The following is a 25,895-nucleotide window of genomic DNA, read 5'->3' on the forward strand; positions in this document are numbered from 1 at the left end:
CAATATATAGCAAACCCGTTCTTCTGTAAACCTGCCGAAAACGGCGAAAAAGGGAGGACATTCTTCATCCTCCCCACATTATGGGCATTTTTTTCGAGATTACGCTGTCACGTCCCACAATTTCTCTTGCTAGCTCCAAAAATGACTCGTCCAGCTCGACAGCAATCGTCTCTGGCAAGCGAATTGTCTGTCTTTTTCCCTCGTAGAACAAAATGACAGGAATCGTTCCTTTTTTTTCGACAAACAGCTGTTGAAGCTGTTGAAGCGTCGAATCTCGCTCCTGAGCCTCTGAAATTTTGACAAAAAGCACAGTCTCCTCTGTCGGCTTCGGAATCGCATCGGCTGACCAGAAACGGGATGCTAAAAGCTTGACCAGGTCATCCTGATGGTCGATGCGCCCCTCGACTACCACCATGCTCTCTTTGGTCAAAAGCTCGGCATGCTTGGCAAACACCTGCGGGAACACGACTACTTCGACCAGCGCCGTTTTGTCCTCGATGGTGATGAAAGCCATCGGGTCTCCTTTTTTCGTCTGGATGCGCCGCTCCTCCGTAATCATCCCGAATACCTTCACCGTTTTTTCCCGGGGCAGCTCCCCCAGTGCAAGGATCGCCGTCACCTCAGTACGACTGGCCAGATGCGCGTACTGATCCAGAGGATGTCCGGAGATGTAAACACCGAGCAGCTCACGTTCTTCCTTTAGCTGCTGGGCGCGCGAGAATGGCGGAACCTCCGGGTATTCCGAAAGCTCCCGCACCGGGGCAGCATCTTCCCCTGCAAAAAGGTTCATCTGGTCGGCATCCCGCTCCACACGTTTGCCATTTGCCTTGCCCACTGCTTCATCGAGCAGGACCAGAAGCTGACTGCGGTGTCCTGGCAGCGAATCCAGTGCGCCGCAAAGTGTCAACGACTCCACCACTCGCCTGTTCACGAGTCTGCCGTCTACTCGAGCGCAAAAATCAAATACATCGCGATAGGGTCTGCCCTGCCTCTCCTTCACGATTGATTCGATCGCACTGTACCCGACATTTTTGACAGCCGCCAGACCAAAGCGGATGGCATCCTGCTCGACAGTAAAATGCGCCTCACTGCGATTGACGTCAGGTGTGAGTACTTGCAAATGGAGACGGCGGGCTTCCTCCGTGTACTCTGCGATGCGCGTCTGGCTGCCGATGGACAGAGACAGGAGCGCCGCCATAAAGGCCAGCGGATAATTGGCTTTCAAATACGCCATCTGATACGCAATGATGGCATAGGCGACCGAGTGAGCCTTATTGAAGCCGTAATCGGCAAAGCGCACAATCAGGTCGTAGATTTCGTTGCCCAGCTCATCTCCATAGCCTTGCTTGACGCAGCCCGCGACGAATTTCTCCCGCTGCTCGGCTAAAAGATCCCGTTTCTTTTTCCCTACGGCCCGGCGCAAAATGTCCGCTTCCCCCAGACTAAAGCCCGCGAGCGTGGAGGAAATCTGCATGATCTGCTCCTGATAGATCATAAAGCCATGCGTCTCACGCAAGATCGGCTCGAGTACAGGATGAGCGTAGTGGACCTTGGTCTGACCGTGCTTCGCCGCGATGTACTGCGGGATGATCTCCATCGGTCCCGGACGATACAATGCCAGGACAGCAATAATGTCGTCCAAGCTCGTCGGCTTCAAATCGCGCAGCACGCTGCGCATACCGGAGGACTCCAGCTGAAAGACACCCGTCGTCTCCCCGCGCGTCAGCATGCGATAGGTCTCGGGATCATCAGTCGGAATGGTCTCGAGATCGACGTGGATGCCTTGCTGTGCAAGATTGCGCAAGGTTTCCGAGATGATCGTCAGGTTGCGCAAGCCGAGGAAGTCCATTTTCAAAAGTCCGACCTCTTCCAAAATCTCCATCGGGTACTGCGTGAGCGCCAGACCTTCGTTACCCGTCTGCAATGGCACGTATTCCGTCAGCGATTCACGGGAAATGACCACTCCCGCTGCATGCGTGGAGGCATGCCGCGGCAGCCCCTCTACTCCCCGCGCCGTCTCAATCAGCTGAGCCGCCTGCTTGTTCTCGGCACACACCTTGGCGATGTCCGGATTGATTTGCATGGCACGCTCGATCGTCATCCCGGGCGACTGCGGAATCATTTTCGCCATCCGGTCAATCAGCCCTAGCGACAAGCCTAAAGCACGCCCTACATCCCGAACCGCCGCACGTGCCGCCATCGTCCCAAAGGTAATGATCTGGGCAACGCGGTCATGGCCGTATTTTTTCGCCACGTAATGAATGACCTCGTCCCTGCGCTCCACAGCGAAATCGATATCAATATCCGGCATCGTGACCCGCTCTGGATTGAGGAACCGCTCAAACAGCAGGTTGTAGCGCAGTGGGTCAACATTGGTGATCTTAAGCACATAGGCAACCAGACTGCCCGCTGCCGACCCCCTGCCCGGACCGGTAGAGATTCCGTGCTGATGTGCGTAGCGCATGAAGTCCCAGACGATTAAAAAGTAATCGGTAAAGCCTGTCCCCGTAATAATTGCCAGCTCGTGGTCCAGACGCTCGCGAATTTGCGGCGTCAACTCTTTGTAGCGCTCGCGGCAGCCCTGCTCGCAAAGCTCACGCAAAAACGTCGTCGAATCCTGCCCCTCTGGCAAAGGAAATTTCGGCAAAATATGCTCGCCAAACGACAGCGTCACCTGGCAGCGCTCGGCGATCCTAGCGGTGTTTTGCAGAGCCTGCGTGGCAAAGGCAAAAGACTCTGCCAGCTCTTGCCCGCTTTTCAGATAATACTGATCCGTTTCATAGCGAAAACGGTTTTCTTCAGTAACCGTCTTCCCTTCTCCGATCGCGAGCAAAATGTCGTGGATGGCGTGGTCTTCTTTATGGATGTAGTGAACGTTGTTGGTGACGACCAGTGGGATGCCGGTTTCTTCGCTCAGCCGGACAAGGCGCGCATTCAACCTTTTCTCCGATTCCAGCCCGTGGTCCACCATTTCCAGATAGTAGTGGTCAGGTCCATATGTCTGGTGATACCACATTGCCGCTTCCTTCGCTCCTGCAGCATCTCCTGCCAGCAAGAGACGAGCTACCTCTCCCTCGCGGCTGGCTCCAAGTGCAATCAGCCCTTCCGTGTGACGGGCAAGGGCTTCTTTATTCAGTCTCGGCAGAATGTAATTTCCTTCTGTCTGTGCGATGGTCGCCAGCTTGAGTAGATTCCTGTAGCCCTGATCATTTTCCGCCAGCAGGATCAAGTGGCTGGGAGCAGGTGCGTTGCGTACGCGATCTGACAGATTCCCCTCGATTACGTACACTTCCATGCCGATGATCGGTTTGATCCCGGCTTCCAGGCAGGCTTTATAAAAAGGAATGGCTCCGTACAGATTGGCATGATCCGTAATGGCGAGCGCGTGCATCCCCAGTTCCTTTGCACGTGCTACCAGCGGTTCAATCCGTGCCGCACCGTCCAGCAAGCTGTATTCCGTGTGAACGTGCAGATGGACAAAGGTGTTCATCTTTGTTCCTTCCTCTCTCAATTCCGCTTCCGAATCGTTGTCTATTCCTCGCTTCGCCTTCCATTATACCCAAAAGCGAACAGGCTGTGGGAAAATAAGAACAAACGTTCCTTAGATATTTGCCACACTTCCTTTCTTTTGGTAGGATAATACCAGATTGGTAGAGAGGATGTATGCAGGATATGTGGTCCGCCTTTTATTTGACTGGCGTGCTAGCCTCGCTTGTCGCCAGCGTTTATTTCAGCATTCATGCCCGCAGACAGGGTACCCACCCGCTTGCTTCCCGCATGATATTGGGAAAAATGAATATCGCCCTGGGGCTTTTGGTTACTTTGTTCGGGATCAACCAGTTTACCTTTGAAGAGCTGGATACGATCCGCATCGTGGTCGCTCTCGTGATGCTTGTTGTGGGTGTGATCAATCTTTATTTGGGGACGCGCAATTATTTCCGTTATAAGACGCTTTGGCTTGCTGAAATGAAAAAAGGCGTATAGGGCTGCTGCCAGCACCTAGCGGATGGGAAGAGAGCTGGAAACATCTTTCCTCCGTTTCCAGCCGTTTCGTGTAGCAGACTGTTTTTCGGTACGCTATAATGACCCTTGTGTGATATCTTATTGCTTCAGACAACCCGAGTGCAGTGCCGACGGTTGTCCTTTTTTATTTTCTCCCTGTTGGCTCGCTTACGGCTTCGCCCACAGCTCCTCCGGGTTCAACTCGTAGATTCCGTTTTCCCGATACATATATTGATTCATGACAAATTCGCGCCGAATCGTGGCAAAATCCTCATGGAACGTCTTGATATACTCGTTGATTTCCTTTTCCTGATACTTTCTTCCTCTCTCCAGACCGCGGACCATGTGCTCGAAAACAAACAGCTTTTTCTTGCGCTGGGCCGGGATTTGCTTCAGCTTTCCATCCGGGGTAATAAAGCTTCGAATCACCTGCAGTGCCTCTTGTGCCATGCTCTCCCTCCTCTGCTCTGCTACCGAAATGTCATCCTGGAACTCATCGACACTCTCGTCCTTTGCCTTTGCCAGGAGATCCAGAATTGCCTGCGACTGTCGCTTCATATTGGCTTCATGCAGATAAAAATAAATGGTGTTCTTGTCCCTTCTCTCGTACACCGCTCCTGCCTCACGCAGCTTTGCCATATGGTGGGTAATCGTTGGGGCAGTCACGCCCATTTTTCCTGCCAGTGCCTGACCGTGCAGCGGTCCATTCGCCAAGACGGCGAGGATGCGAATGCGTGTCGGATCGGCCAGTGCTTTATGAAAGGTCACCAACTTATCTAATTGCATTTGTTATCACCTTTTTCCGTTTTACCTAATCCACATCCCCGATCGGGGTGAACATCTAATTAGACCTATATTTAATCAGATCGTACTCATTTTCTCCCCGTCTGTCAACGCGCTGGAAATTTGAAACAAGCCACTCAGTGGACAAACGACAGCGTAGTCCACGAGGATTTCATGAGCGGAGCGGATCAGCTCGACATTGACGGCGAGCTGGCAGGCGGCACCCGGGAGCCGATTTACGCCAAGGAACCTGGGTCCTTTTTCTTTAAAACAAAAAGCCATCTGACGAAGAAAATTCGTCCGGATGGCTTTCTTTCGTATTATCTTTCAATGATTTGCGCAGTCACCATTGCCTGGCCCACTAGCTGATCCCCTTGGTAGACCATTACTTCTACTTTCCCAAAGCGACGGCTGATATCAAGCAGACGGGGCTGCACTTCGATCTGGCTCTCCATTTGCACCGGCTTTAAGAAGTAGACCATCACATTTTCGGGAACCATATCGCCTCTGCGGTGCTGACGCAAAAGGTTACAGGCTGCCTCCACCATTACCGTCGTCATGATTCCGCTCGCGATCGTCCCGAGATGATTGGTCATCTGCGGGCTGACCTCTCCCAAATAAAGAAGCTCATCTGATTTTCGCTCTTCCCGGAAATGGGACATGATCAGATTCGGGAACGTCTCGCTCATCTGCGGCTGTTTGGCTGTGTACTGCAAAGCTTTTAGCACGTCATTTCGGCTGAGGACCCCGACCAGCTTCCGGTGATTGTCTACGACAGGCAAAAGCTCGATTCCTTCCCACACCATCATGTGTGCAGAGGAAGCTACTGATACGCGCGGAGAGGTCGTGATCGGGTTTTTGGTCATCACTTTATCGATCGTCGCGGTTTCTTCGTGTCCGATGATATCTTTGGACGTTACAATCCCGATCAGGCGCATTTGCTCATCCACGACCGGAAAACGGGTATCCTGGTAAAGTTCTGTGTACTGATGCCATTTTGCCACAGGATCGGACGGCAAAAGGACGGGTGTTTCCGCCAGTGGCTTGAGCACATCCTCAACCATGACGATCTCCTTTTTGATCAGACGGTCGTAAATGGCCCGGTTGATCATCGAAGCTACCGTAAACGTATCGTAGCTGGAGGAAATGATCGGCAGCGCGAGACGATCAGCCAATTGCTTGATTTCCTCGCTCGTGTCGAAGCCCCCGGTAATCAATACCGCTGCCCCTTGCTGCAGCGCAATTTTATGCGCCTGATAGCGATTCCCTACAATCAACAGGCTGCCTGCATCGATATAGCGCATCATCGCTTCGAGCTGCATCGCACCGATGACGAATTTATTCAGCGTCTTGTGCAAGCCTTCTCGCCCGCCCAAAACATGCCCGTCTACAATATTGACTACCTCGGCGAAGGTCAGCCGCTCTATGTTTTCCTTCTGTTTTTTCTCAATTCGCACCGTTCCGACACGCTCAATGGTACTGACGTATCCCTGGGTCTCTGCTTCCTTGATGGCCCGGTATGCCGTACCCTCACTTACGTCCAGGTCTTTGGCAATCTGCCGTACCGAAATCTTTGAGCCGATCGGAAGGCGATCAATGTATTGCAAAATTTGTTCGTGTTTCGTTGTCAAGTCGCGTATCCCCCTTCCTAATCTCCCACCCGTTCCATCTCTGGCTCCTTGGAACAATATACCCGAAGGAGAGGCAAAAAAAAAGGGTAGCTTTTTCAAGCTACCAAATCAGAAAGTATATCATTAAGGGGGTTTTCATCGTATGTTTATCTTATCCTTCTTATATTACAGGAATATTACAGGCGGTTTACAGTTTCTTTTCAGTTTTGCTAACCCAGCCAAATCGCTAGGAAGCTTTGAATCAAACCAATGAAACCGCCCAATATAAAGCCCAGAATGGTAATCATACGGAACTCTTTTCCCGAGATTCCCACTACCATCTCCTCGATCCTCTCAATTGGGAAGCCTTCTACCTGGCGTGTCACGATCTCTCGAATCGCCAGTCTCTGGAAGATTCGCTCCACATTCTTTTCCAAAGAATCTACCATCCACCGCGCCATGCGTGGTACGAGTGAAGTGGTTACCGCCTCTTGAATGGGGGAAGTTAACCGCGACACAGGCTCGTCCACAATACGCAAGCTCTGCTCCTCCAGCTTTGCAAACACAGCACGGGACCAATCCTCGACCTGCTGCGTTCCAATCCACTGCACAATCTCACCTACGTTTTTATCCAGCAGCTTGTCCGCTTCGCCACCGAGCATCTCACGCAATTTCTGGGATAGCTCCGGGCGCCCTAACAGATCGTCGAGATGAGGCAGCAGCTTGCCCAAAATCTTGTCGTCTCCGAGGAACATCCCAACCAAGCCGCCGAACATCCCCCCTCCACCACCGAGCAGCCCACGAATCATCGATTGCAGCGACTGCTGGCCCTCCGGAGAGTGCAAAAATTCACGGAATCTTTGGAGCAAAAGCTGGCTTACTGAATCCAATGCGCTTTCCAGCCGTTCTTTGCCTGCTGCTGGAATCAGCTCCCGCAATGTTTTTTCTTCATACTGATAGAGCTTACGATTGACAAAGGACTGCCAATGCAAAAGCACGGGCTGGCGAACGGATTCGCTCCACGCGCCATCCTCCTGGAACATCTGTGGAGCAGCCGCTTGTAAAAAATGACGCAGGCTTTGCTCGTCCTGCATCCAATTTTGCGCCACCCGATTGAGCCAGTCTGCCAGCTGATTCTCAAGCCCGCTCTGGGTAAGGGCACGCCTGACCCCTTCCATCGTTAGTAAGTGCTCTTCTACTAATCTGCCCATTTGTATGGCGATGTCGTCTCGCCGACTCGGGATTAAACCCGGAGTAAAGGGAACGCGCCAACGCCCGATATACCAAGGCTTCAGCGGACGGAAAAGCATTCGGATCGCCAGTTCATTCGTCACTCCACCAATGACGGAACCGATTCCAACGTTTATCAATATCATCCAAAAGTTCATAAACACTAACAACCTCTCTTCTCTGCAAGGAACCAAACCATTTCCCTACTCATACCATAGACTAACTTCATGCCTGATGGGAAGGGGATAACCATGTCTTACGTTCCAACCATCGTTCAAGCATACGAGCCAAAGTCGGAAGTAGACCTTTACCTGCCCCAGGCGCACATGCGCAAATGGAATCTCTCTTCGCCCACCCTCACCGTTCAATTCGGAAGTAAACAAGTTCGTGCCCGTGTAAGCAGTATGGATCGTACTAACCGTACGTTGATACGCCCTTCCATTGCCCAAGCGCTCTATCTGCCTACGGGAATTCCCCTGCTGGCCCGATACCAAGCGAACCAGCAGTCCCTTGTATTCGGCCCTTATGTGGGTGTACTTGTCTCGACCTACAACGCGCAATTCCCTCAATCCCCTTTTGGACCCCTGACTCCGTTCTTCAATGAAGTAGCGGATATTTGCCGAAAACGCGGTGGCGTCATCTGCGCGTTTCGATTGCAGGATGTCAACTGGGATGCGGGAATTGTCCGTGGTCTCACGAGAGTTGGCAGCGTCTGGCGACAAAGAGTTTTGCCGCTTCCCCAATGCATCTACAACCGTCTCGTTTCCAGGCAACGGGAACGAAGCGAACAGATGACCAATTGGGTGCAGCGATGTAAGGACGCTAACATCCCGTTCTTTAATGAGCAATTCCTAAATAAGTGGCACGTGCATTCCGCTTTAGAAAACCAGGAAGCTGCCGCCGATCATCTCCCCAGTATGGTCCGCTATCAGAGCCTAGATGATGTAAAGAATATGCTGTCCGCGCATCGCGTGGTTTACGCAAAACCGGCGAACGGCAGCATGGGTCGGGGAATCATCCGGCTGCGCCGAACAGATCAAGGCTATCAGCTCGCCAAACCAGGAGGACTCACCAAGACCTTCTCCAGTATACAAGGGCTGAACCAGTATCTCTCCAAACAGACAAAAGGCAAACCATACTTGCTACAGCAGGGTTTACCACTGATTGGCATCCAAAATCGACCAACTGATTTTCGCGTATTGGTCCAAAAAGATCGAAAAGGGGAATGGGCGGTCACCTCAATGGTGGCGCGTTTGGGGCAAAATCGGATCGTCTCCAACATTTCTCGAGGCGGCTCCATGCTGCCTCCCCAACAGGCTCTGCGCCTTTGCGGTCCGTGGGTAAGCGGGAATCGCCCCACACCGCAGACACTCAGAGCTGTTGCTTTAAAGCTGTCCGTGCTGTTAGAAGAAGCACTTCCAGGGAATTACGCGGAATTTGGGGTCGATCTCGGTGTAGATGTCCGGGGGCATGTGTGGCTGTTAGAAGTAAACAGCAAACCATCCAAGACGGCCAACACCGTACCCCTTCCAGAAGGTGAGGAAGAACCTCCCCGCCGCGCAAGGCCATCGGTTGTGCGGATGCTTGAATATGCCACATATGTAAGTGGTTTTCCCCGGGCAGCTAAACCAAAGCCAAAACCAGCAGCCAAGAAAATCAGGCGAAGGTGACCTTCATGAGAGCAAACCAGAGAACCTTAGGCATCATGACTCGCTGCCAAGGCTCCCACTTTATTGACAAAGGCTATTACAAAAAGCTGACGCTCTTCGGACGCAAGCAAGGCATCCGTGTCTTTGTATTTTCCCCGCGCCAGGTAAACTTTTCCTCCCGAACGGTAGCGGGCTTTGAATACAGAAACGGCGCCTGGCAATCGGACACATTCCCATTGCCAGCGTTCGTTTACGACCGATGCTTTGTCGGGCCAGCTTATCGCAACTATAAACCATTTGTGGAAAAGTTGCAAAACGATCGCAACATTACATTTTTGGGGCACGGCCTGTCCGGTAAGTGGCAGGTGCATCAAATGCTCATCCACTCGAAACAGCTCTCTCCACTGCTGCCTCCCACCGAGCTTTTCACGCACTCCGCCCTACAGGAAACACTGGATAAATACAACGCCGCCATCCTCAAGCCAATGGCGGGAACCCATGGGATCGGTGTCGTACGAGTCAAGAGGCGCAAGGGAGATTTTGAAGTATCCGGGAGAAGCAAAGATAACCAGCCTTTCCGCCGCATCCTCCAGGGAGAGGCCGGCCTCAAACGCTTTGTCTCTACCTTTACAAATGGACGCAAGTTTCTCGTACAGCCTTACCTCGAGCTGCATACACCCGATGGCTCACCATTCGACGTCCGTGTGCTGGTGCAAAAAAACGGGGAAGGAGAGTGGGAAACCACCGGCCGTGCTGTGCGGATCGGTGATAAACGAAGCATTACCTCCAACCTGCACGGTGGAGGCAAGGCCGTCCCGCTCGCCCCCTTCCTCTCTCGCCATTACAAGCCAGCGCTGCAGACGCGGATCATGCAAACCATCGATCAGGTGGCAGTTGAGCTCCCCCGTTTTTTAGAGCAGTCCCACGGCAGACTGGTAGAGCTCGGGATCGATGTCGGGATTGATACAGCAGGCAACGTCTGGATCATCGAAGTGAACAGCAGACCTGGCCGGACTGTATTCACCATGATCAACGATCCTGCTGCCCAATTCCATTCCATCACCCAGCCTGTTCGTTATGCTCACTATCTCATGAAAGAGCGTGTAGGAGGTTACTAAGCATGGAAACAACCCGAGTGCGACTCCGCTTCCTTCCTCATCCCCATGTCTACGGGATCATCCTGCCGATCAATCTCATGCAACAGCTGCAGCTCAGACCACGCCAACGAATTACGATCACGCTGGGTAAAAAGGAAGCAGTCGCCGTTGTCCTGAATGACAAGCGAAATCCCGATAGCAACGTCGTGAAAATCACAAGCCTGCTACAAGATGAGCTGAGCATTCCCCACGGCGGCTTAATCAATCTGAAGCGCGAAGGAGAAACGCTCCGGATCGGACCTGCGATCGGCATCGTCACCACAGGCGTTCGCAGGGATCCCCGAAATCCAATTGGACCTAGGACCTCGTTCTTCCAAAAGCTCTTGCAGGCACAGGAAGGCAAAGGCGTGTTTTACTATATTTTTTCTCCCCACGATGTTGACTGGAGCAAAAACGAAGTCGTTGCCTGGTTTTTGCGCAAAGGCAAGAACGGCAGCTACGTCTGGCGAAAAATGAAAACTGCCATGCCTGATGTCATCTATGACCGTGTTCCTTCTCGTTCTGCCGAAAAACACGAGGCCGTACGGGATTTCAAATACAAGCTGGCAAACTACCCGAACACCCCGATGTTCAATCAGGGCTTTTTCAACAAATGGGGCGTTCACCAGCTTTTGTACCCCAATCCAGAAGTCAACGAACACATTCCAGAAACCTATACCTCCCCATCCCTGCAAACGGTTCGCAATCTGATCAAAAAATACCCGATTGTCTATCTGAAGCCGAAAAACGGTAGTCTTGGATACGGAATCGTCAAGGTCGTGCGGAGTGGCGGCGGATACGATGTGTCTTACCACAACGGCTCTGGCAACGTCAAACGGCATTTCACCAAGCTGTCGGCTCTGTATCAGCATATTTTTCGCAGCCGTCGTGTCAGCTCCTACCTCGCTCAGCAAGGGATCTCCCTGATGACGTACCAAGGGCGCCCTTTTGACTTCCGTGTTCATCTTCATAAAAACCAGCTGAATCAATGGGTCGTTTCCTGCACAGCCGCCAAGGTCGCAGGCTCTGGAAGCGTCACTACCCATGTGCGCACAGGAGGTACCGTCATTCCTGGAGATGAATTGCTCCAGCATCTCTTTGGCAGACAAAAAGCGATGATGGTGGAGCGTATATCGGATGCTTCTATCCGCCTCGCCACAGCCATTGAAATGGCGAAGGGCATTGATCTGGGTGAGCTCGGACTCGATATGGGTATCGATACGCATGGTCATGTCTGGATGTTCGAAGCCAACTCCAAGCCAGGGCGTTCTATCTTTAAACACGCAAGGCTCAAGCAAGCGGACTATGAATCTCGCAAGCTGCTCGTCGATTACAGTTGTTATCTTGCGAATTTTTAATCCATGCGAACACGACCGTTTTTTCAGGAAGGAGGAACACCCATGCCTAAACTGAGCTCCGGGTGGTTAACCATCCTCCCAAGCGGCAAATGGTTTCTGCAACTTCCACGGCAAGCCCTAGCCAATCGCCCCAAAAAGCCGTTAATCGCCAGTCTTGGACCATTCGCTCATCAGAAACGGCTGCATACGGGTCTACCCAATCAACAGCCCGGCCGCATCCGCACACGGATCAACTGGAAGATGGTCAATAACTCCGTGCGACTCGGGCCATTGATCGGTATTCTGACTGTCGGCGATGGGGCAGCATTCTTGGGAAATCGGGATAACTTCAAAGACATTGCCCTCTCCGGTAAAAAATGGGGAGCACTTGTTTTCGTATTTACGCCGCAAGGGATCAACTGGGAAAAAAAGAAGGTCCGCGGTTATCTGTATAACGAGCGACAAAACCTCTGGCAGGAACTGATTCTCCCGTTCCCGCATGTCGTCTACAACCGCATACCCACCAGGAAAGCGGAACAGCGGCCGGAAGTACGCAAGACCCTTTCCCGGATCAACGACTTGCCAAATGTCACTCTGTTCAATCGCTGTTTTTTTGATAAACAGGAGCTTTTTCAAATGCTTGCCTATTACCCAAGCGTCCAGTCCTTTTTGCCAGAGACGAAAAAACTCGATAATCTCGCTCGCTTCCGCACTTTTTGCACCGAGCATCGCTTTGTCTACTTAAAGCCGGTGCGCGGGAAAGCCGGAGAAGGAATCATGCGGATCGACTACAAGAATGACATGTGGCGACTGGAACGGTTAAAGGATCAAAAAGCGATCATCCGCCGCTTTAGGGATTTGGAGGGTCTCTGGAAGCACGTCAAAGGTCATACCCGGGATAAACGGTATATCATGCAGCAAGGAATCAAGCGTGCCAGGTATATGGGCAAACCTTTTGACGTACGGGTTCTCGTCCAAAAGGATGGAAAAGGAGAATGGGGCGTCACAGGGGTGGGCATCCGAAGATCCGGATCCCAAAGCATTACCACCCATGTCCCTCGTGGAGGTTCCATTCACTCCCTGTCCAGTGTGCTGCATGCACTCTTCTCGACCGATCCAGAGAAAATGGAGTCGACGATCCACCATACCTCATTGACGATCGCGCAAGCACTAAACGAGGAGATTAAAGATTTGGCGGAAATGTCCATGGATTTGGGGCTGACGGAGGACGGGAAGCTCTGGTTTTTTGAGGCAAATGCGAAACCCGAGAAATTCGACGAACCTACGATCCGCCGCTTGTCACTGTCCAATCTCATCCATTACGCACAGTATGTATCCCGCCTGCCAAGCGGGCGAGGAGTAGTAGCGGGGTAACGAACATGAAGCTGAAATACATTATCATGCCGCCACAGGCATTGGCCGAATCCCAGACGACATTGGTCCGATTTACCCGCCAGGAAGGGGACCGCCGGATTACCAAGCACGCCATCAACTGGCTCACACAGCTCACTCCCAAACGGATGGCGGAGCAAGGGACTACCTTGGCTCTCGCAATGAATGGCAAACGGGTTGTCGGATTGTTCGCTGTCTCTCGCTGCGGTCTCGGCCAGTCTTTTCTGGTAGTCGACAAGCGATATCGCAACCGAGGAATCGGGAAGGCGCTCACGGCTCATCTCTGTCAAAAGCTGCCGAAGCTCTATGTGCGAGTCGCTCTCGACAACGAAGCCAGTCTCGCCTTATTTCGCGGGATGGGGTTCGAGCCGGTCAAAGCAAGCATCGGTCCTACGGGAAAGCCAACGCTGTGGCTTGCCTTCGGGCATTGGAATCCGAACGATTTGCAGGAGCATGCCGGTTGATTCATCCGGCATGTTTTTCATGCTTTCCCTCTCCAAAAATTGAATTTTCTTGTTTTACCACTTCATGCATGAGTTGGCCATCGATGGAAATGATATGGTTCAGGAGGTGGTCTTCTCATGACCTACAACAACAATATCATGCACTCACAACAACTACATATTCCAGGAGCAATGGGCCAAGCTAGCGCCATGTTCCAACCTGGCTACGCCAACACCAACACGCAGGAAGTCCAATACTGGAATCAGGGTGGTCAAACTTCGCATGCCCAAATTCCTTCCTATGGCATGTCCTACGGCGGCGGATTGGGTGGCACGCAAGCGATGTTCCAGCCTGGCTATGCAGGCACCAACACGCAAGAAGTTCGTCAGTTTAACCAAGGCTACTCCACCCCAAGCCAGCAAGGTTACCAGCAAACGCAAATGAACAGCTACCAGCAAGCGCAGCCAATCAACTATCTCCATCCAAACCAAGGAACAAACTACGTCCAGGCACAATCCACTTATCAGCCTGCGTTTGGTGCTGCTACGAACTCCATCTTTTCACCAGGCTTTGCCGGCACGAACGTCCAAGAAGTGCAACAACGCAACAACACGGGCTATGCGGGCATTTCCAACTATCAAGGCCAGGCTAACTACACCAACAACACTGGATATTCAGCCCAAACAGGAGGCAGTATTTTCTCTCCTGGCTTTGCAGGAACCAACGTTCAAGAGGTTCGTCAGCTCAACCATGGCGGCACCGCTTCTTCCGGGCTCATGAATGCTGGATACAATGCTGGATACAGCCAACAACCACAGCAACAAATGAGCCAGCAGCCCTACCAAAATTATGGCAATGCGATGGGAATCGGTTCCCAATCCGTCTTCTCCCCTGGCTTTGCGGGCACGAACGTTCAGGAGGTTCGCAGCCTGAACAACGGCGGTCAAGCGACTGCGCATACGGGCTCTATTTTCCCAGGAAGCTTCTAGGGAAATCTACGTAAAAACCTGGCTGCGTTTGACGATGGTGCCGTACAAAAAAGGTGTGGCTGTCTTTTCCGACAGCCACACCTTTTCCTATTTTCGCGCCTGCAAAATCGCCTCGTACAAGGCATGCAAAGCTTGCAAGCTCCGTTCATCCACAGTAAAGGAGATTCCTTCAAACCAGTAGGCATCCTCCTTCACGCACGTCCATTCCGGTCCGCTGTGCATCAGCTGCGCTTCGATACACACCGCTGTCTGATCCAGCTGGGATCGAACGCTGACATGCCTTTCCAACTCGGTACGAAAGCGCGCAAGCACCGCTGCCTGCCCCTCGTCCTGCTTAGCCAGCCGGAAAAGCGCCATTTCGATTTGCAGCCAGCAGGTCACATAAAAGTGAAACTCGAGAAACAACGTATGCACGGCCTCTCGAAGCTGGGCGTCATCGCCGCCTGCTTGCAGACGCTCCCATGCAGTACGCACCTCGTCTTTTTTCTCCTGGATCAAATCGTAATGACTGACAGCACCCCGATAAAACTTGCGCACGATGTTGTACAGCATCTCTGGTGTGCGCGGTGGAAGTGAGCTGTGACGGTTGGATACATCCCGCATGGCTTCTGTCGCCTCTTTCTCTGCACTCATTTTTCCCTATTGTACATGAAATCGGCTCGCCGTTGCGCTATGCGTGAATCAGTCTTTGCCGTTTTTCCAATATTCATAGGCATGCACAGCTTGACCCAGGTAAGAGGAGTACCCTCCCAGAAGCTGCGCCACTAGCTGCAACTGCTGGTTCATTTCTCCCATGCCTTCTTCAAAAAAGGTGACAAACTCTCCTTCGTGACTCTCTTTTGACTCTACGGCTACAACCAGCTTCTTCCCTTTGCTCTCGGCGTACTTCATCTGGCTTTCCACCAAATTCACGATTTGCTCTGCCTTGTCGCGAAAGGCCATCAATGTTGTATGATCCAGCTGATCGATCATCCAGTGGGAGAGTGGGACATCCGGATTTCCCGGTACAGCGGTATTATCCAGCCACGCAGCCAAATCGACACTGGTCTTTAGACCGTCTTTCTTTGCCTCGGCCACAAAGGACTCGATATTCCCCATCCATTGACGCAGAACTTCTTCTTTGTTTTCTTGCCAGCGCGGCAGCACGTACGGCTCGATGTCCAGATGCACCCCGCGAAGCTGTTCATCCGAATCCGCCTGCGCGTTGTACACTTTCACCCAGTTGACCAGCTTCAGGATCTTGCTTCTGTTTTCCTTGAGTGCCCAAATAGGGTGACCTCCTAAAGCGTGCACTTCGATTCCAGCTGCGGTTGCCTTCTTGAGAAACCTCTGATACATGGCCGGCGGCTGCTGCATGTCGATTCGGATATACAGCAGGTTGATCTCATTCTTTTCGGCAAAGGCGAGGATCTCGTCCTCCTCTGATTTCAAAGTCTCTGCCCGCCAGATGTAGGTTCCCCGATACTGGCTCGGAGCTGGTGGTGGAGCCGGTATCGTTCCGCTGGCTTCCTGCCAGTACCGATAATCGTGAATAGCCGTGCCGCTGTAAGACGAATGCTCACCCAGCCTGTCCGGCAGCTGATCCAGCATCCGATTCATTTCGCTGGCACCTTCTTGTGCGAAAGAAGCGTGGTCATCCTCGATTTCCTTCATATTGACAGCGATGAGAACCCTTCGTTCCAGCTTGTCGGCCTGTTCCATTTCCTCGTCTACCAAGGATAAAAGCCCATTTGGCCCGTCGAGCTTGTCCCGATAGGCCATGATGTTAATTGTATCGAATCGGGAAATCATCCATTCGGATAGTGGCAGATCGGGATTGTCTGGCGTGGGGATGTCATCCAGCCAAAAAGGAATCGCCACACTTGCCTCCAAATTCCCTATCTCGTTCAACTCAGCTGCAAATACCTTCACGTTTGATTGCCATTCCCGGATCACACGCTCCTGCTCCGTCTCCCATTGCGGCAGCAAATACGGCTCGATATCCAGCTGAATCCCCTTTATTCGTTCTGCTTGGGCCACAGATTCATTGTACTGCTTTACCCAATTCACAATCTTCAGCATTCTCTTCTGGTTGCTGACCAGTGCCCAAGCTGGGTGTCCCGCGACCGCATGGACCTCTACACCCTTCGCGGAAGCATCCCGGATAAAGGAGCGGTAGTAGTCATAAGGCTTGTTCATATCGATGCGCAAATAGATCAAGGTAATGTCGTTCTCTTCGCAAAAGGTCAGGACCTGCTGCTTGTTCTCTCCGACCGTCTCGGACTGCCAGATCCACGTGGCTTTACTCTTTTTTTCCGCAGGGGAAAATCCGTATAGAAAGCCGAGCGTAAGGCAGAGAACGCTCAGATAGATGCGCGCGGCTTTCAATCGTCATTACTCCTCTCGTTTGCTCGCATGAAGCCAGCTCTCGTAATCGTGGATCGCGCTGCCAGCAAAGGAAGGATTCTTTGCCAGCTCCTCTTGCAGAATCGCCAGCTGCTTCTCCATCTCTGCCGTGCCATCTGCATGAAAGCTGGTATTTGCACCTTCCTTGGATTCCAAAATGTTGACACCCACCACGACTGAGCCGCTTTTTCGAGAGTCGGCATCCGCCACAACCCTGTGAACGATGTCAATAATGCCATTCTGCCCCATGGCGTGATTTCGGTAGGCCATCAGTGTAATACTGTCCAGTCTTTCCACCATCCAGTTGCTGACCTTTTCCTTTTCTCCCGGAACAATCACAGAATCGATCCAAAAGGGAAGATCAGCACCGACCAATAAATCCGAGTCTTTCTTCGTCTCGGCGACCAAGTAGACAATGTTTTTCATCCATTGCTCAACGACAGCATCCTGGTCCTTTTTCCACTCCGCTAGCAGATACGGCTCGATATCCACGTGTATGCCCTGAAATCGTTCATCCGGCTTGGCGGAATGGTTGAAGGCTTTCACCCAGGACACGAGATCGCCGATGCTGCCGCGATTGGCGGCCAATGCCCAATTTGGATCGCCGCCCAAGGCTTCAACCTGAATGGATGCCCTTTTCGCCGTGCGGATGAAATCACGGTAAACCTGTGGGGAAACCGTAGTCGGCTCGACGTGCACATAAATCAGATTAATCTCGTTTTGCTTGGCGAAAGCGACAATCTCTTCGGTATGCGCAGGCAATATCCGGGCATTCCAAATCCAGGTCGCTTTTGTATAGGCAGGTTCAGGACGTAATTGCAGCATGCTCCCAGCGACGACCGATACACATAGGACAATCAACAGCCATACCCAATTGCGATGTATGGCTGTCCTTGCCCAACGCAGAATCAGCATCTTCCTCCTGTCATCTGCGCTTTCGGTGCTTGACTGTCATCGCTATTCTGCCATTCCTGAACCTCGCCGCCTACAAAAGCATACGGACCGACGATCGTATTCATCGGAACCTTGCTGCCTACTACGGTAGAGGAACTCACCTGCACGCGGCTGGAAATCACACTGTCCAAGATATGGGCGTTTGGACCGATCGCGCATCCATCTGCAATCCGTGTGCGTCCACTCAGGTAAGACCCCGGGTAAATGACGGTATCCAGCCCGATCACCACATCTGCCTCGATATACGTCGCTGCCGGATCAATGATCGTCACCCCATTCTTCATGTGGCGCTCGTTGATTCGCTTACGCAGCTTGTTCTCCATCTGTGCCAGCTGGATGCGGTCATTAACGCCTGCCCCTTCATCCGGATTGGCAGCCGCATACGCTCCGATCAGGCAGCCTTGCTCCTGCAGGATCGCCAAAACATCCGGCAAATAGTATTCTCCTTGCGCATTATCGTTGGATACTTGCGGAATGGTCTCAAACAGCTTGCGATTGTCGAAGCAAAAGATGCCTGTGCTGATTTCGCAGACCTTTTTTTGGCCTAAGGTAGCATCTTTTTCTTCCACAATCCGTCGGACATTTCCACTCTCGTCCCGGATGATCCGTCCGTAGCCAGTCGGGTCATTCACGATGGCGGTCAGCACCGTTGCAGCAGCGCCCCTCTCCTGATGATAGGAAAGGAGCTGATTCAATGTCTCTTTTTGTACGAGTGGCGTATCCCCATTCAGCACGATCGTCATGCCGTCCTGTTTTTCCAAAGCCTCTCGGCACATCCAAACCGCATGCGCCGTTCCCAGCTGCTCTTGCTGATGGGCGTACTGGACCCGGTTGCCGAGCTGATGCATCACGGCTTCTGCCCCGTGACCGATCACGACGACCGGCTTGTGGAAAGCAAGGTCTTCTACTGCTGCGACAACGTGCTCGATCATCGGCTTGCCGCACACGGGGTGCATGACTTTGTACAAGCTTGACTTCATGCGCGTTCCTTTTCCTGCTGCGAGTACGATTGCATATATATTCATCCGATTCCCTCCGTTCCGTCCAGCTCGCCTTTTCGATAGGGGCGAAGCTGAACGTCATGCTCGAAGTAAGGCTTCAATTCGTAAGTTAAATTGTCAATCATCATTCCCAGGTTGATGTCTTTCCTCTGCACGCCCAGCTGATAGGCCTGGAGCATGATCTCCAGCAAAACTTCCTGATTCAACGTCCGATTCGAGGTGCTCATTTGCCATGTCCTCCTTTTCGTCCTTCATTGAGAGTAAGGACGAGAGTGGCTATTCGACTGTTACACTTTTGGCCAAGTTTCGTGGACGGTCCACGTCATTTCCCAGAGCAACCGAGGTGTAGTAAGAGATGAGCTGCAAAGGAATCACACTCAGGACCGGGGTAAGCAGCGATTCTGTCGAAGGGATCAAGCACACATCATCCACAGATCGATGCAGCTCCACGTTGTCTTCGAGTGCGATTCCAAGCACGTTTGCTCCACGCGCCTTCACTTCCGTAATATTGCTGACCATTTTCTCGTGAAGCTCCGCTTGCGTAGACAACGCAATCACTCTTGTCCCCTCTTGGATCAGGGCGAGTGTTCCGTGCTTCAGCTCTCCGGCTGCGTACGCTTCCGAGTGAATGTAGGAGATTTCTTTCAGCTTCAAGGAGCCTTCCAGAGAGACCGCATAGTCCAAGCCACGGCCGATGAAAAACAGATGACCCTCGTCCTTGATCGAGTGAGCGAAAGAGTGGATGCCCTCTGCGTTAGCCAGCACCTGCTCCACCTGATCAGGCAGCTTTTGCAAAGCGCTGATCAAAGTCTGTCTCTCCTGTGCAGGCAGCGTCTCTTTCTCCTGTGCCAAATAAAGCCCGAGTAGATAAAAAGCGATCAGCTGCGAGGTATACGCTTTTGTCGATGCCACGGCGATTTCCGGACCGGCATTCGTCGTGATCAAGTGGTCGGCTTCCCGTGCAATGGAGCTGCCTACGACATTGGTAATCGCCAGAATGCTCGAGCCGTGGCGTTTCGCTTCCCGCAAGGCCGCCAATGTATCCGCCGTCTCTCCCGACTGGCTGACGACGATCGTGAGGCTCTTCCCTTTGAAAAGGGGGCGTCTGTAGCGAAACTCGGATGCTACATCTACCTCTACCGGAATTTGCGCCAAGCTCTCGATAACATGCTTGCCGATCATTCCCGCATGATAGGCTGTGCCGCAAGCTACTATGTAAACTTTCTCAATCTCTTTGATTCCTTCCGTGGACAATCCCAGATCCGGGAACAAAATGCGTTGGCACCCCTGGTCGATGCGTCCCGTCATCGTATTGCGCAAAGCGCGAGGCTGCTCATGAATCTCTTTGAGCATGTAGTGCTCGTAGCCATCCTTTTCCGCCTGCTCTTTGTCCCACTCGATCCGCATCAGGTCACGTTCGATCCATTCCTTTGTATCCAGACTCATGACTTGGACCGAATCCTTGGTCAATATAGCCAGATCGCCATCCTCGAGGACGTAGACATCGCGTGTATGCTCCAGGACAGCAGGAATATCCGAACCGATGAAATTTTCGCCCTTTCCTACCCCGATGATCAACGGGCTGGCGAGCCGTACCGCAATCAGCTTGTCCGGCTCATATTCCGTCATGACGCCCAGTGCGTATGCGCCGCGAATCTTTGCTGCCACCTTTTGTACAGTGGAAACGATATCTCCGTCGTAAGCCTCGGCGAGCAGATGGACGATGACCTCGGTATCCGTCTGCGAGGTAAAGACGACGCCTCGCTCCTCCAGCTCCTGCTTGAGATCCAAGTAGTTTTCGATGATGCCGTTATGCACGATCGCAAATTTTCCGGATTGGTCAAAATGCGGGTGCGAGTTTTCATCAGACGGACGGCCATGTGTCGCCCAGCGTGTATGCCCGATGCCGATCGCTCCCTGGAGAACGGATTTCCCGGCTTGCTCCTCCAGCACATCGATGCGTCCTTTGGCTTTGCAAATCGAGATATTCTCCCCGTCGCACACGGCTATCCCTGCTGAGTCATAGCCGCGGTACTCCAGTTTTTTCAGTCCATTGATCAAGATGGATTGTGCTTCTCTGTTGCCGATATATCCCATAATTCCACACATGTTACGCAATCCTCCCTTTTCCAAGCTTCCTAGTGAAAAGCTCCCATGCTTTACGCGAGCATGCTGACGACTTCTTTTTCCTGACGGATCGCAACTGGATTTCCCAGCTTGTAAATGTTCGGGTTGGTGATTCCGTCAAAGGCATTGCGGGTATCAATGATCGCCACTCCCAAATCAGCGAGCGCCTGATAGTCAAAGCAACGATGGTTCGTGATCAAAACCATGCAATCGTACTTCTTGAAGGCTTCCGGGTCGTTCTCGATGGACTGGACGACTCGCCCTTCCTTGTCTCGGAAGCTTTGGGCATACGGGTCAAAATAATCGACCTTCGCCCCGTTTTTCGCGAAGAGCTCATAGACTTCCAATCCCGGCGACTCGCGCAGATCGTCTATGTCTGGCTTGTACGCCATACCCAGAATCAAAATGCGAGAGCTGTTGATTGCTTTCGCGTAAATATTGAGTACCTGACCCGTCTTGTTCAGGACATAGTCTGGCATATTGTCATTAATCGACTGTGCGATTTCAATAAACTGGCTGTGGAAGCGGAAGCCTTTAGCTTTCCAGGACAGATACATCGGGTCGAGCGGGATGCAGTGTCCCCCAATTCCCGGTCCCGGGTAGAACGGCATAAAGCCAAATGGCTTCGTGGATGCCGCTTTGATTACTTCCCAGACGTTGATCCCCATCTTGTCGCACATCATCGCCATTTCGTTCATGAACGCGATGTTGACGCTGCGGAACGTGTTTTCCAAGAGCTTGGACATTTCCGCCACTTTCGGGGAGGAAACCGGTACGACTGTTTTGACGAGGTTGCCGTACAGCATCGTCCCCAGCTCGATGCATTTCGGAGTGGTTCCTCCGATAATTTTGGGTGTGTTGTGTGTCGAGAACGAGCGGTTGCCCGGATCGACGCGCTCTGGCGAGTAGCAGAGGAAGAAGTCTACTCCTGCCTCGTAGCCGAGCTTTTCGAACTCCTGCTGGATCAATTCCTCTGTCGTACCCGGATAGGTGGTGCTCTCGAGTGTGATCAGCAGGCCCTGTCTCATATACGTCTTGATCTGGTCGACGACATGGATGATATAGGAAGTGTCCGGGTCCTGATTGGGACTGAGCGGAGTCGGTACGCAAATGCTGACGGCATCCAGGTCTGCCAGAATACTGTAGTCCGTCGTAGGAAGGAATCTTCCCTGTGTCATGCACTCCTGCAGCGTTTCATTGGTGATATCCTGAACATGCGAGATTCCTGCCTTCAGATTCTCTATCTTTCTCGCATCCAGGTCGATTCCTGTTACGGGATAGCCGCTTTTGAGCGTTTCGATAGCCAAAGGCAGTCCCACATAGCCCAATCCGATAATCCCTACCTGTGCGGTTTTCATTTGAATCTTTTGTTTCAGTTCCTCGTATCTTCCCATTGTTGTCCCACTCCTTGTCTCTTTAGGAAATCAGTCGTTTTACACGCGCCTCCAGCTCCACGGGGGAAAAAGGCTTCGTAATATAATCAGAGGCGCCCAGTGCAAACGATTTTTGAACATCCTCTTCCAGACGTTTGTCTGTCAAAATCACGATTTTACTTTCGCGGTCATTCTCCGCATGCTTGATACGCTCCATCAGCTGATAGCCGCTCATCACAGGCAGATTCAGATCGGTGATGACCAAATCCGGCATGCTTTCCTCGTACTTCTGCATGCCTTCCACCCCATCGCTCGCGACAATGACCTGATAGCCTTTGCGCTTCAGATAGATGGTCAAAAAGTCGTTCACCGTTTGATCCGGGTTGACCAAGAGAATACTCGTCGGATCTTTTTCACTGCCTCCCGATACAGGATCAAAAATGTGGATCTCACCCTGGCTCTTTTGCTGTTCGAGGTTCTGCAGCATTTTCAAGAGCATCTGTGGAGTCGTGCGGGCGTTTTCGGGAAAGCTCGCAATCGCCACGCTGCCTGCCAGCAGCTGCTTCTCCCGTAAATAGTCTTTGACTCGCAAGGCGTGAAAATGGGTTGTTCCCAGCTTTTGCTCTTCCAGCAACACACCCAGTATATTTTTTGTCTTGTCGTAGTTGTAATGGGTCACAGCTGCAGGTGGTTCCTGCTCAAAATGATTTTTCAGGACTTCCAGATCATCCTTCGAGAGATTGCTGCAAGCCACGAAAATAATCCCTGACGATGTCTGTTTCGCTTCCATTTCACTCAACAGCTGAAAAAAAGCGGGTACGAGATTACTCATCCTCTTGCCTCCAAGCTCGAAATATTTTTGTTGCCCTCAGCCTGCCAGCTCTTGCGCGTCATCGTTCCCCACGAATTGTTGTTTCGCAGAAATTCGATGTGGCCCAAAAATCTCCAGATGACGCCCACCTGGCGATAGCCGAAGAACATCAAGATGGTATAGAAAAGCATTTTGACGATATCCCGAATTCGTGGATAGCGGCGAAATGCGATTTCTTCAAGGAGCAGCGCACCGACTCCCAACAGTACGCCGTAGATGACATTCAGCAGTCCATAAAGCACCAGAACGTTTGCATTCGTCATGTCCAGGAGCGTGTAGCCGATCAGAGCCAGCAGCCCTGTGATGCGGAAGTACGGATTGAGCGTCTCAAACAAGATATTGAAAGGCAAAGTAAGCATCCCGAATAACTTGTATTTCGGACGCAAAACCATGTGTTGTCCGTACTCGATCATGTTTTTCAGATTGCCGCGCCCCCATCTGCGACGTTGACTTCCCAGGATTCGGAACGAGTCCGGGGCTTGTGTCCAGCAGACCGCATCCGGGCAGAAGGCGACGCGATAAGGGAGTTTGTTTTCCAGCATGTATTTATGCAGCTTGATGATGATGTTCATGTCTTCACCCGGATAGCCTTCACGATAGCCGCCGACTTTGATGACGTAATCTTTGCGGAAGACGCCAAAGGCCCCTGACACGATAATCAAGCCGTTGATCGCGCTCCAACCGATCCGTCCTCCGAGAAACGCTTTGAGGTATTCGACTGACTGCATCATCGGCAAAAACTTGTCGGGCAAACGGATGTCGCTGACTACGCCGTCTTCGATTTTGCAGCCATTGGCGATCCGGATATCTCCGCCAATCGCGACCGTCTCTTCCGGATTTTCCATGTAGACCTTGGCGATCCGAATCAACGCATCCTTTTCCAGCAAGGAATCGGCATCGATCGAAGCGATCAGCGGATAGTGAGACAGGTTGATCCCTGCGTTCAGCGAGTCTGCCTTTCCCCCGTTTTCCTTGTCGATCAAATATAGATTGGGGTAAGCCGGATTGTGGTAAATCCCTCGGATGTTCGACGTTTGCAGCAGTGGCTGTATCGGCATATGCGCCGATGCTTCCAGCTTGAACTCACGAGTCAGCACCTGCAGCGTATCGTCTTTCGATCCGTCATTGACGACGATAACCTCGTACCGCGGATAGTTGAGTGCCAGCAGCGACCGAACATTTTCAATGATGGTCAGCTCCTCATTGTAAGCCGGTACGAGAATCGAAATCGGTGGAACATGCTCCGAGCCTGACAGCTTCTGAAACCTAGAATAGACGGAGCTTTTCAAGATCCCGAGGATGTTCTTGAAGGAGAACATCATGATGATGAAGTACAGCGAGTTAATCGCGATTACATAGTAGACGGCGAACATGCCGTAGTAGAGCAAAAAATCCCGCATAGCTTCCTCCCCTCCTGCTTATCTTTGCATCGCCTGCACGGGCGAGATCGTTTTTCGTCTCGAGCTCTGATAGAGATGCAGCTTTAGATTGTATTGCAGCTGTTTTTCCTGATCGGCAAGCTCCAGCTGCATTTTCGCTTTTTCCAGCTCCTCCAAGGCAACCTGATGAGCGATTTCCAGATGTCTCCCAAAGCGGCCCTCCTGCAAAATCTCGCAAAGTGCCTGAAAGCCTGCCACTTGAAGCTGTGCCAAAGAGTAGGCACTGTGATGGCTGACCCACCAGTTGGAATCGCCTACTGCCTTTTTCAGCGAAGGGATATGGGCGGATAGCCCGTGTGCACCGATGGCTTTAGCTGCCGCTGCCCGGATCTCCCAATCCTGGTGCGCCAAAAACTCTCGCACGCGCTTGTCTGTCAGCAGGCGCGAATCTTTGCACAGCAGCTTGACCGCTTTGATCCGTACCTCTTTTTCCTGGGCATGTACGAGCTTGTGCAAATAAGGCTCCACATCGGATGGATTGTGCACTGAAAGGCCGATCAGCCCGATCTCGATCAGATCAGCATCTGTCTCCTGCAGCAGGGCGATAAGCAGCTTCCCTGTATCCAGCTCGGATTCACTCAGGATATCGACGATCAGCTGATGGCAGTTTTTTCGATGCTTCACAAGCTGCCGGATCATGTCCCCCAAATCGTTTTGGCTGCGCGCGCACTTGGCGACCGCTCGCGCCACAATAAACAGGCTGGGATCGTACTCGAGCTTTTCCAAAAGCTGCAGCAAGCCAGGTACAGCCCGCTGGGAGCGCATGACTCCCAGATTGTAGGCCGCATCCACTCGCGTCCATTTCCACGTCCCATCCAGTCGCTTCAAATCAAGCTCTACCAGCCCCATATCCTCGCAAAGCGCTGCGAGCTTTTGACGATGCACGCCCGTGAAGGACTCCATCAGCTCAAACAGCTTCTTCTGGATGATTCGCTTCTCTTTCTGCTCCAATTTGCCATAGGGTGTATGCAGGCGCTCTTCCTCTTCTCCATGAGCCTGCAGGTAAACAAAGTAATCCTCATATTCAGCCAAAATGCGCTTGGTTCGTTTCTCTGCCGCTATATTGCGCAGCTTCAGTCCGAACAGAACGATCAGACCTAGCGTGGTTACCCCACACAGCACGTACAGAAATACGTATGCCGTCGCGAATGGTGTTTGCACCTCTTTCACACT

General features: G+C 52.2%; 22 protein-coding genes. 7 read left to right on the forward strand and 15 right to left on the reverse strand.

All coding sequences use genetic code 11. From position 1 onward, the window contains the following. Positions 1-64: 64 nt before the first annotated feature. Complete coding sequence (locus tag EDM55_RS04565) at positions 65-3,490, reverse strand: DNA polymerase III subunit alpha (RefSeq protein ID WP_122959721.1); 3,426 nt, start codon at positions 3,488-3,490, stop codon at positions 65-67. Between the two features lie 182 nt (positions 3,491-3,672). Between EDM55_RS04565 and EDM55_RS04570 the strand changes: the two genes are divergently transcribed. Beyond that, the gene (locus EDM55_RS04570) at positions 3,673-3,984 is read left to right on the forward strand and encodes a YtpI family protein (protein WP_092266122.1); all 312 of its coding nucleotides are present in this window, start codon (positions 3,673-3,675) and stop codon (positions 3,982-3,984) included. A 186-nt stretch (positions 3,985-4,170) separates the two neighbouring features. Here the strand turns inward: EDM55_RS04570 and EDM55_RS04575 are convergent, their stop codons facing one another. The 4 genes from EDM55_RS04575 to EDM55_RS04590 form a co-directional block, all read right to left on the reverse strand. After that, complete coding sequence (locus EDM55_RS04575; RefSeq protein ID WP_092266123.1) at positions 4,171-4,788, reverse strand: DUF2087 domain-containing protein; 618 nt, start codon at positions 4,786-4,788, stop codon at positions 4,171-4,173. Between the two features lie 75 nt (positions 4,789-4,863). Further along, entirely contained in the window at positions 4,864-5,067 is a 204-nt protein-coding gene (locus EDM55_RS31580; protein ID WP_307723924.1) for a hypothetical protein, read from the reverse strand. Positions 5,068-5,105: 38 nt separating this feature from the next. Then, positions 5,106-6,416 carry a DRTGG domain-containing protein gene (locus EDM55_RS04585; RefSeq protein WP_092266124.1) on the reverse strand — a complete coding sequence of 437 codons (1,311 nt, stop codon included), beginning with the start codon at positions 6,414-6,416 and terminating at the stop codon, positions 5,106-5,108. A 209-nt stretch (positions 6,417-6,625) separates the two neighbouring features. After that, on the reverse strand, positions 6,626-7,783 hold the full coding sequence (locus tag EDM55_RS04590; protein ID WP_092266518.1) for a DUF445 domain-containing protein: 1,158 nt from the start codon (positions 7,781-7,783) through the stop codon (positions 6,626-6,628). 93 nt (positions 7,784-7,876) lie between these two features. Here EDM55_RS04590 and EDM55_RS04595 point away from each other — a divergent pair, with 93 nt between their 5' ends. The 6 genes from EDM55_RS04595 to EDM55_RS04620 all read left to right on the forward strand — a co-directional run bounded on the left by EDM55_RS04595 (position 7,877) and on the right by EDM55_RS04620 (position 14,572). Next, complete coding sequence (locus EDM55_RS04595) at positions 7,877-9,295, forward strand: YheC/YheD family endospore coat-associated protein (protein ID WP_092266125.1); 1,419 nt, start codon at positions 7,877-7,879, stop codon at positions 9,293-9,295. 5 nt (positions 9,296-9,300) lie between these two features. Next, the gene (locus EDM55_RS04600) at positions 9,301-10,392 is read left to right on the forward strand and encodes a YheC/YheD family endospore coat-associated protein (protein WP_092266126.1); all 1,092 of its coding nucleotides are present in this window, start codon (positions 9,301-9,303) and stop codon (positions 10,390-10,392) included. A 2-nt stretch (positions 10,393-10,394) separates the two neighbouring features. Next, complete coding sequence (locus EDM55_RS04605) at positions 10,395-11,768, forward strand: YheC/YheD family endospore coat-associated protein (RefSeq protein ID WP_092266127.1); 1,374 nt, start codon at positions 10,395-10,397, stop codon at positions 11,766-11,768. 42 nt (positions 11,769-11,810) lie between these two features. After that, on the forward strand, positions 11,811-13,121 hold the full coding sequence (locus EDM55_RS04610) for a YheC/YheD family endospore coat-associated protein (protein ID WP_092266128.1): 1,311 nt from the start codon (positions 11,811-11,813) through the stop codon (positions 13,119-13,121). Between the two features lie 5 nt (positions 13,122-13,126). Continuing rightward, a complete protein-coding gene (locus EDM55_RS04615) occupies positions 13,127-13,603 on the forward strand; it encodes a GNAT family N-acetyltransferase (RefSeq protein ID WP_092266129.1) in 477 nt (158 codons plus the stop codon). 117 nt (positions 13,604-13,720) lie between these two features. Continuing rightward, positions 13,721-14,572, forward strand: coding sequence for a hypothetical protein (locus EDM55_RS04620; protein ID WP_092266130.1), 852 nt, complete (start codon positions 13,721-13,723; stop codon positions 14,570-14,572). A gap of 87 nt (positions 14,573-14,659) precedes the next feature. On the opposite strand, the gene EDM55_RS04625 is transcribed toward EDM55_RS04620, so the two are convergent. The 10 genes from EDM55_RS04625 to EDM55_RS04670 are packed head-to-tail and all read right to left on the reverse strand — an operon-like array spanning position 14,660 to position 25,883. Then, a complete protein-coding gene (locus tag EDM55_RS04625) occupies positions 14,660-15,205 on the reverse strand; it encodes a hypothetical protein (protein ID WP_307723925.1) in 546 nt (181 codons plus the stop codon). A gap of 48 nt (positions 15,206-15,253) precedes the next feature. Then, positions 15,254-16,939, reverse strand: a complete 1,686-nt coding sequence (locus EDM55_RS04630; protein ID WP_122959723.1) for a hypothetical protein — start codon at positions 16,937-16,939, stop codon at positions 15,254-15,256. A 6-nt stretch (positions 16,940-16,945) separates the two neighbouring features. Further along, positions 16,946-17,872 (reverse strand): hypothetical protein, encoded by a 927-nt coding sequence (locus EDM55_RS04635; RefSeq protein WP_122959724.1) that lies wholly within the window; start codon positions 17,870-17,872, stop codon positions 16,946-16,948. After that, a complete protein-coding gene (gene glmU / locus EDM55_RS04640; RefSeq protein ID WP_122959725.1) occupies positions 17,866-18,936 on the reverse strand; it encodes a bifunctional UDP-N-acetylglucosamine diphosphorylase/glucosamine-1-phosphate N-acetyltransferase GlmU in 1,071 nt (356 codons plus the stop codon). The genes EDM55_RS04635 and glmU overlap by 7 nt, the downstream gene beginning before the upstream one ends. Next, positions 18,933-19,139 carry a hypothetical protein gene (locus tag EDM55_RS04645; RefSeq protein ID WP_092266135.1) on the reverse strand — a complete coding sequence of 69 codons (207 nt, stop codon included), beginning with the start codon at positions 19,137-19,139 and terminating at the stop codon, positions 18,933-18,935. Before EDM55_RS04645 ends, glmU begins: the two co-directional genes overlap by 4 nt. Positions 19,140-19,188: 49 nt before the next feature. Beyond that, positions 19,189-21,021: a glutamine--fructose-6-phosphate transaminase (isomerizing) gene (glmS, locus tag EDM55_RS04650; protein WP_122959726.1), complete on the reverse strand. Its 1,833-nt coding sequence runs from the start codon at positions 21,019-21,021 to the stop codon at positions 19,189-19,191. 50 nt (positions 21,022-21,071) lie between these two features. Continuing rightward, positions 21,072-22,433 carry a nucleotide sugar dehydrogenase gene (locus tag EDM55_RS04655; RefSeq protein WP_092266137.1) on the reverse strand — a complete coding sequence of 454 codons (1,362 nt, stop codon included), beginning with the start codon at positions 22,431-22,433 and terminating at the stop codon, positions 21,072-21,074. A 22-nt stretch (positions 22,434-22,455) separates the two neighbouring features. Then, complete coding sequence (locus EDM55_RS04660; RefSeq protein ID WP_092266138.1) at positions 22,456-23,244, reverse strand: response regulator transcription factor; 789 nt, start codon at positions 23,242-23,244, stop codon at positions 22,456-22,458. After that, positions 23,241-24,683 (reverse strand): glycosyltransferase family 2 protein, encoded by a 1,443-nt coding sequence (locus tag EDM55_RS04665; RefSeq protein WP_092266139.1) that lies wholly within the window; start codon positions 24,681-24,683, stop codon positions 23,241-23,243. The genes EDM55_RS04660 and EDM55_RS04665 overlap by 4 nt, the downstream gene beginning before the upstream one ends. A gap of 18 nt (positions 24,684-24,701) precedes the next feature. Further along, positions 24,702-25,883 (reverse strand): HEAT repeat domain-containing protein, encoded by a 1,182-nt coding sequence (locus EDM55_RS04670; RefSeq protein ID WP_092266140.1) that lies wholly within the window; start codon positions 25,881-25,883, stop codon positions 24,702-24,704. Positions 25,884-25,895 lie beyond the last annotated feature (12 nt).

It is taken from the genome of Brevibacillus centrosporus (genome assembly GCF_003710815.1).
Lineage (GTDB): Bacteria > Bacillota > Bacilli > Brevibacillales > Brevibacillaceae > Brevibacillus > Brevibacillus centrosporus.